Origin of the sequence: Propioniciclava sp. (assembly GCF_036744435.1) — a bacterium.
Lineage (GTDB): Bacteria > Actinomycetota > Actinomycetes > Propionibacteriales > Propionibacteriaceae > Propioniciclava.
This window is the reverse complement of record NZ_DAIOIA010000136.1, coordinates 1-7,520: the sequence shown is the minus strand read 5'-3', so window position 1 is coordinate 7,520 and position 7,520 is coordinate 1. Positions and strand designations below refer to the sequence as shown.

Annotated in this window: 7 protein-coding genes; all 7 read left to right on the top strand. The window is 69.0% G+C overall.

The genetic code is table 11. From position 1 onward, the window contains the following. Positions 1-894 (top strand): N-acetyl-gamma-glutamyl-phosphate reductase (gene argC / locus V7E09_RS13435; protein WP_324523533.1); only part of this gene is annotated, 894 nt, incomplete at its 5' end. Further along, positions 891-2,045 carry a bifunctional glutamate N-acetyltransferase/amino-acid acetyltransferase ArgJ gene (argJ, locus tag V7E09_RS13430; protein WP_324511778.1) on the top strand — a complete coding sequence of 385 codons (1,155 nt, stop codon included), beginning with the start codon at positions 891-893 and terminating at the stop codon, positions 2,043-2,045. The genes argC and argJ, both read left to right, overlap by 4 nt. Then, positions 2,042-2,944: an acetylglutamate kinase gene (gene argB, locus V7E09_RS13425; protein ID WP_324511779.1), complete on the top strand. Its 903-nt coding sequence runs from the start codon at positions 2,042-2,044 to the stop codon at positions 2,942-2,944. The genes argJ and argB overlap by 4 nt, the downstream gene beginning before the upstream one ends. Further along, positions 2,941-4,104 (top strand): acetylornithine transaminase, encoded by a 1,164-nt coding sequence (locus V7E09_RS13420; RefSeq protein ID WP_324511780.1) that lies wholly within the window; start codon positions 2,941-2,943, stop codon positions 4,102-4,104. The genes argB and V7E09_RS13420 overlap by 4 nt, the downstream gene beginning before the upstream one ends. Further along, positions 4,101-4,604: an arginine repressor gene (locus V7E09_RS13415; protein WP_324523532.1), complete on the top strand. Its 504-nt coding sequence runs from the start codon at positions 4,101-4,103 to the stop codon at positions 4,602-4,604. The genes V7E09_RS13420 and V7E09_RS13415 overlap by 4 nt, the downstream gene beginning before the upstream one ends. Further along, positions 4,601-6,016, top strand: coding sequence for an argininosuccinate lyase (argH, locus tag V7E09_RS13410; protein WP_324511782.1), 1,416 nt, complete (start codon positions 4,601-4,603; stop codon positions 6,014-6,016). The genes V7E09_RS13415 and argH overlap by 4 nt, the downstream gene beginning before the upstream one ends. A gap of 96 nt (positions 6,017-6,112) precedes the next feature. Then, a complete protein-coding gene (gene tyrS / locus V7E09_RS13405) occupies positions 6,113-7,378 on the top strand; it encodes a tyrosine--tRNA ligase (protein WP_324523531.1) in 1,266 nt (421 codons plus the stop codon). Positions 7,379-7,520: the final 142 nt, after the last annotated feature.

Genomic DNA, 7,520 nt, shown 5'->3' with positions numbered 1-7,520 from the left:
CACCAGCACCTCACCACCCTGCTTGATCGCGAGGTGCTGGAGACCACCCCCGACAACCTCGCCGGGCACGATGTCGTCTTCCTGGCCCTGCCACACGGGGCCTCGGCGGAGGTGGCTGCGTCTCTGGGTGACAACGTGCTCGTGATCGACGCCGGCGCCGACTTCCGGCTCGAATCGCCGAACGACTGGGCCGCGTTCTACGGCACCCCCCACGCAGGCACCTGGCCCTACGGGCTGCCCGAGTTGCCCGGGCAACGTGAGCGCTTGGCGGCCACGCGCAGGGTCGCCGTGCCGGGATGCTTCCCGACCACCATCACGTTGGCGCTGGCTCCCGCGCTGCAGGCGGGGCTGGTCGACGGCCACGACGTGGTTGCGGTCGCCCCGACGGGCCCCTCCGGGGCGGGCAAATCCCTCAAGACCAACCTGCTCGGGGCCGAGCTCATGGGCTCGGCGTCCGCCTACGGGGTGGGCGGCGTCCACCGGCACGTTCCGGAGATCCTGCAGAACTTCCGCAAGCTCGGCGCGCAGGCGCCTACCGTGTCGTTCACGCCGGTCCTCGTGCCCATGTCGCGCGGCATCCTTGCCACCGTCACCGCGCCCCTGGCGGCACCGCTCACCACGGAAGCTGCACGCGACGCCTATGCGGCCGCGTGGGCGGACGAGCCCTTCGTCCACCTGCTGCCGGCCGGATTGTGGCCCCAGACCCAGTCGGTGCTGGGCAGCAACTACGTCCACGTCCAAGTGGCCGTGGATCAGGCGGCCGGACGCCTGGTCGCCGTTGCGGCCCTGGACAACCTCACCAAGGGCACCGCGGGCGGCGCCATCCAGTCCATGAACCTCGCCCTGGGCCTCCCTGAGACCCTGGGACTCACCACGATGGGAGTCGCACCATGAGCGTGACTGCAGCCCAAGGATTCGTCGCCGCGGGCGTCGCCGCCGGGATCAAGGCCACGGGCAAACGCGACCTTGCCCTGGTTGCCAACGTCGGACCTCGGCGCTGCGCCGCAGGGGTGTTCACATCCAACCGGTTCCAGGCGGCCCCGGTCGTCTGGTCGGTCGCGGCGCTGGCAGGAGGGCAACTCGATGCGGTCGTCCTCAACTCCGGTGGGGCCAACGCCTGCACCGGCGACGCGGGACTGGCCGACGCCCGTGCCATGGCCGCCGCGACAGCGACCGCGCTGGGCACCTCCGACGAGCGCGTCGCGGTGTGTTCCACGGGGCTGATCGGCGTCCGGCTCCCCATGGACGCGGTGACCGCAGGGATCGCGGAGGCCGCAGTACAGGCGTCCGCCCAAGGGGGTGCCGCCGCAGCGGAGGCCATCATGACCACCGACACCGTCAGCAAGCAGGCTTCTCTCACCAGTGAGGCCGGCTGGACCGTTGGCGGCATGGCCAAGGGCGCAGGGATGCTGGCGCCCGCGCTGGCGACCATGCTCGTGGTCGTCACCACCGACGCCGACCTCACGCCCGAGCAGGCCGATGCGGCGCTACGGGCGGCCACCCGGGTGACCTTCGACCGGACCGATTCCGATGGCTGCATGTCCACCAACGACACGGTGATTCTGCTCGCCAGCGGCGCCTCGGAGATCGTCCCTGACCTCGATGACTTCACCGAGGCGCTCACCGGGGTGTGCGCCTCCCTGGCCCGTCAGCTTCTCGCCGACGCCGAGGGATCCAGTCACGACATCGCCGTCACGATCATGAACGCCGCGACGGAGGAGGACGCCCTGGACGTCGCCCGCGCCGTCGCCCGCTCCAACCTGTTCAAGACCGCGATCTTCGGCAACGACCCCAACTGGGGTCGGGTGCTCGCTGCGGTCGGCACCACGCGGGCCACCTTCGATCCCGAGCTGGTCAGCGTCGCGTTCAACGGCATCACCGTGTTCCGCACCGGCGGGCTGGGGGAGGACCGCTCGCTGGTCGACCTGACCCCTCGCGAGGTGCGGGTCGATATCGATCTGGCCGCAGGTCCGATCACCGCGACCATCTGGACCAACGACCTCACCTACGCCTACGTGGAAGAAAACGCGGAGTATTCCTCATGAGCCCCATCACGACGCGCACCGCGCAGCTCCAAAGCGAGATCTACACCAAGGCGGGCACCCTCATCGAGGCGTTGCCGTGGCTGGAGAAGTACGCCGGGAAGACGATCGTCATCAAGTACGGCGGCAACGCGATGACCAGCCCCGAGCTCAAGCAGGCCTTCGTCGAGGACGTCGTCTTCCTGCGCCAGTGCGGAGTGCGGCCGGTGGTCGTCCATGGCGGTGGGCCGCAGATCAACGCGATGTTGCGACGACTCGATATCCCCTCCGAGTTCCAGGGCGGCCTGCGGGTGACGACGCCCGAGGCGATGGAGGTCGTCCGGATGGTGCTCGTCGGTCAGGTCGGTCGCGAGCTCGTCGGGCTGCTCAACGTCCACGGTCCGCTCGCCGTCGGCATGTCCGGGGAGGACGCTGGACTGTTCACCGCGCAGCGGCGCGGGACAGTCGTGGACGGGCATGACGTCGACCTGGGACGCGTCGGCGAGGTCGTCGAGGTCAACACCGATGCTGTCGCGGATCTGATCGAGGCCGGCCGCATCCCGGTGGTGGCCAGCGTCGCCCCGGATGCGCACGGTTCCGTGCTGAACGTGAACGCCGACACTGCTGCGGCCGCGCTGGCCGCGGCTCTGGACGCGGAACGGCTGCTGGTCTTGACCGACGTGGAGGGCCTGTACAGCAACTGGCCTGACACCCACGAGATCATCGCTTCCATCACGACGAGCGAGTTGCGGGCGATCCTACCCACGCTGGCCTCAGGGATGATCCCGAAGATGGAGGCGTGTCTGGAGGCGGTGGAGGCCGGCGTCCCGCTGGCGACCATCGTGGACGGGAGACGTCCCCATTCGCTGCTGCTGGAGATCTTCACCAACGAAGGAGTCGGAACGATGGTGGTTCCCGAATGACCACGATGCTGGAACGCTACGGCGACGCCATGATGAACGCGTTCGGCACCCCGCAACGCGTTCTGGTGCGCGGCGAGGGCCCGTACGTGTGGGACGCCGAGGGGATGCGCTACCTCGACCTGCTGGGCGGAATCGCCGTCAATGCGCTGGGGCACTGCCACCCTCGTCTGGTGGCGGCCATCGCCGACCAGGCCGGGACGCTGATGCACGTGTCCAACCTGTTCACCACGCCCCTGCAGATCGAGTTGGCTGAGCGGCTCGACGCACTCGTCGGGGAGGGACGCCACGCACGGACCTTCCTGACGAACTCGGGCTCGGAGGCCAACGAGGCGGCGCTGAAGGTCACTCGCCTGACGGGTCGGCACAAGATCGTGGCCATGGAGGGATCCTTCCACGGCCGCACGCTGGGGGCACTCTCGCTCACCTCGACCGAGAAGTACCGTGCCCCGTTCGAACCTCTCCCCTCCGGTGTCACCTGGGTGCCCTATGGCGATGCCGCGGCGCTCGCGGACGCGGTGGACGACACGACCGCGGCGGTGATCCTGGAGCCGATCCAGGGCGAGAACGGGGTGGTGGAGCCGCCCAGGGGGTACTTGCAGTTCGTCCGCGAGCAGTGTGACGCGCACGGGGCCCTGCTGTGGTTCGACGAGGTGCAGACCGGCATGGGTCGCACCGGCGCGTGGCTGGCGTCGTCGGCCCAGGGCGTCCACGGGGATCTCATCACGCTGGCCAAGGGGCTGGGAGGCGGGTTCCCGATCGGTGCCTGCGTCGCCGTGGGGCGTGCTGCCGACTTCATCCAGCCGGGGCAGCACGGCACGACGTTCGGGGGAAATCCACTGGCCTCGCGAGCCGCGTTGACCGTGCTGGACATCCTCGAGTCCGAGGGACTCCTGCTCCATGCCGAACGTACGGGTGCCTGGCTGGCGTCATCGATCGAAGGGCTGGGACTACCGCAGATCAGCCACGTTCGCGGGCGGGGGCTGCTGCGCGGGGTCGTGGTGAAGGAGCCCATCAGCGCCGACATCGCCCGGCGCGCCTTGAAGCGTGGCTTCATCGTGAACGCCCCGCGGCCAGACGTGTTGCGTCTGGCGCCGCCGTTGGTGATCACGACCGACGACCTGCAGCCCTTCGTGGATGCGCTGCCGGAACTGGTGGCGTGAGCGAGAGGTCGCTGCCGGGGACGAAGGCGGCGCGTCAGGGGCGGATCGTGGAGTTGCTGACGCGGCGCTCGATCCGCTCGCAGACCGAACTCGCCGATCTCCTGGCCGCCGAGGGGTTTGCGGTCACCCAGGGAACGCTGTCGCGCGATCTGGTGACGGTGGGGGCCGTGCGGCTGCGCGCGGCATCGGGGGAGTTGGTCTACGCGGTGCAAGACGTCGAGGCGGCGGACGTCGGCCGTGCCCGCGCCCGGCTGGCGCGGCTGATGGCCGAGCTGATGCTGAGCGCGGAGGCGTCGGCCAACCTGGCCGTCTTGAAGACGCCGCCCGGCGCCGCCCAGTTCCTCGCCTCGGCGATCGATCGGGCCGGGTTGGAGACCGTGCTCGGTACCATCGCCGGGGACGATTCGATCCTGCTGGTGAGCCGGGACCCGCTGGGCGGGGCGGCGCTGGCTGAAGAGATGCTCATGTTGGGCGCAGGTGGCAAGGAGACGGACGGATGACCGAGGCAGGACAGGGCCGGCTGTGGGGCGGCCGATTCGAGGGGGGCCCGGCTGAGGCGATGTTCGCGTTGTCGAAGTCGACGCAGTTCGACTGGCGCCTGGCGCACCTCGATATCGCCGGGTCGCGCGCTCACGCCCGTGCGCTGCAGCGCGCGGGTTTGCTCACCGACGTCGAGCTGACCGACATGATCGCCGCGTTGGACCGGTTGGACGCCGATGTGACGTCTGGCGCGTTCGTCGCGTCGGAGACCGATGAAGACGTTCACGGCGCGCTGGAGCGGGGCCTGATGGAGCGCGCTGGCCACGACCTGGGAGGCCGCCTGCGCGCGGGTCGGTCGCGCAACGACCAGATCGCCACCTTGATCCGGCTCTATCTGCGCGACGAGCTGCGCACGATCGCCTTGGGCGTCGGCGAGGTCGTCGCCGCGCTGGCCGGGCAGGCGCGCACCCACCTCGGCGTCCCGATGCCCGGACGCACCCACTTGCAGTCGGCTCAGCCGGTGCTGTTGTCGCACCACCTCCTGGCGCACGCCTGGCCGTTGCTGCGGGATTTGGACCGGATCCGAGATCTGGACGCCCGCCTCGCGCTGTCGCCGTACGGTTCGGCCGCGCTGGCCGGCACGTCGTTGGGCCTGGATCCGGAGTTCGTCGCCGCCGAGCTGGGGTTCGACGGGTCCGTGCCCAACTCCATCGACGGGACTGCGGCACGAGATCTGGTCGCCGAGGCGGCCTTCGTGCTCGCCATGATCGGTGTGGACCTGTCCCGCATCAGCGAGGAGGTCATCTTGTGGTCGACCGTCGAGTTCGGATTCGCGAAGCTGGACGACGCCTGGTCGACTGGCTCCTCGATCATGCCGCAGAAGAAGAACCCCGATGTCGCCGAGTTGGCACGGGGCAAGGCGGGGCGTTTGATCGGGAACCTGGCGGGGTTGCTCGCCACGTTGAAGGGGCTTCCCCTCGCCTATAACCGGGATCTCCAGGAAGACAAGGAGCCCATTTTCGACGGGCTGGATCAGCTGCGCGTCCTGCTGCCTGCGGTGGCAGGCATGATCGCCACGCTGGCCTTCCAGCCGGAACGCCTCGCCGCTCGGGCGCCGCAGGGGTTTTCGCTCGCTACCGACGTGGCGGACTGGCTGGTCAAGCAGCGGGTTCCCTTCGCCGAGGCACACGAGATCGCCGGGAAGGCCGTCCAGTACTGCGAAGGCAAGGGCATCGAGCTCACGGAGCTCACCGCCGCGGACCTGCCAGGCATTGACGAGCGCCTCACCGCGGGGGTGTTGGGCGTCCTGAGCGTCGCCGGGTCCATCAACGCTCGCGACGGACGTGGCGGAACGGCCCAGGTCCGGGTGGCCGAGCAACTCGGCGAGGTGGAGGCGAAGCTGGCAGCGCATCGACGCTGGGTGACCGACTGATCGGGGGTGCTTCTCCTCCGTCGGCCGCCCGGGGGCGCGCACACCACTGGTCGGTTCGCGCACCGGGGCGGCGGTGCCCTCCGCTAGGTTGGATGGGTGAACGCACTGATCGACGAACTCCAGTGGCGCGGCCTGGTCGCGCATTCGACGGATCTGGACGCCTTGGGCGCCCACCTCGACGCGGGCCCGGTCAGTAGCTATGTGGGATTCGATCCCACCGCGCCCAGCATTCACATGGGTAACCTGGTCCAGCTCATGGTGCAGCGCGCCCTGCAACGAGCGGGGCACCAGCCGTTCCTGCTGGTGGGTGGGTCCACGGGGCTGATCGGTGATCCGAAGCAGGCCGGTGAACGCGTCATGAACGATGAGGACACCGTGCGTGGTTGGGTGGAACGCATCCGGGCGCAAGTCGGACGCCTCATCGATCTGGACGGCGACCGCGGAGCCCGGCTGGTCAATAACTTGGACTGGACGCGCACGATCAGCGCCTTGGAACTTCTGCGGGATGTCGGCAAGCACTTTTCGGTCAACAGGATGCTCGACCGAGAGGTCGTGAAGTCACGGCTCGAGTCGGGGATCAGCTACACCGAGTTCAGCTACGTCTTGTTGCAGTCGCTGGACTTTCGGGAGCTGTACCGCAGCTACGGCGTCACGATGCAGACCGGTGGGTCGGATCAGTGGGGCAACATCACCGCGGGCATCGACCTCATTCGTCGCTCCGAAGGAGCCCGCGCGCACGGAGTGGGCACACCGCTGGTGACCAAGGCCGATGGGACGAAGTTCGGCAAGACGGAGTCGGGCACGGTGTGGCTGGATCCTGAGATGACCTCGCCGTACGCGTTCCACCAGTACTTCTTGAACGCGGAGGACGCGATGGTGGTCGCGTACCTCAAGGTGTTCAGCGAGCGCCCGCGCGAGGAGATCGACGACATCGCCCGGCAGTCGGAGGAGAAGCCGTTCCTCCGCATCGCCCAGCGTGCCTTGGCCGACGACATCACCGATCTGGTGCACGGGCGCACCGAACGAGAGTCGGCGGAGGCTGCAGGTGCCGCGTTGTTCGGGCGGAGCGAACTGAGGGATCTCGATGAGCGCACGCTCGCCGCAGTGGCCAAGGAACTCGGCGCTGCGACCGTGCACGCCGGGGCCGGTCTGCCCACGGTGGTGGACGCGTTGGCGGCCTCTGGCGTGGTGCCCTCCAAGTCGGCGGCGAGGAGAGCGATCGAGGAGGGCGGCGCCTACGTCAACAATGTGAAGGTGTCGGACCCCGACGCCGCGCTGACGAGCGAGGACCTGCTACAGGGCCGTTTCGTGATCGTGCGTCGTGGCAAGAAGACCGTGGGCGCACTCGCCGTCGCCGGCTAGCTGCACCGCTGCTTGTGAAGGCTCCCCTGGATTCCAGGGGAGCCTTCCCGCATCTCTAGGGTCGGTACACGGCCGGCCGGCTTGAGGTGCCCCCATGGATTGTGCTCCAGGAGGATGCCTGGCCCTCACCCCGCCTCCTCAG

Bases quoted from the DNA above. Each gene is read 5' to 3' on its own strand.
- argJ (WP_324511778.1), top strand. From the start codon at position 891: ATGAGCGTGACTGCAGCCCAAGGATTCGTCGCCGCGGGCGTCGCCGCC.
- argB (WP_324511779.1), top strand. From the start codon at position 2,042: ATGAGCCCCATCACGACGCGCACCGCGCAGCTCCAAAGCGAGATCTAC.
- V7E09_RS13420 (WP_324511780.1), top strand. From the start codon at position 2,941: ATGACCACGATGCTGGAACGCTACGGCGACGCCATGATGAACGCGTTC.
- argH (WP_324511782.1), top strand. From the start codon at position 4,601: ATGACCGAGGCAGGACAGGGCCGGCTGTGGGGCGGCCGATTCGAGGGG.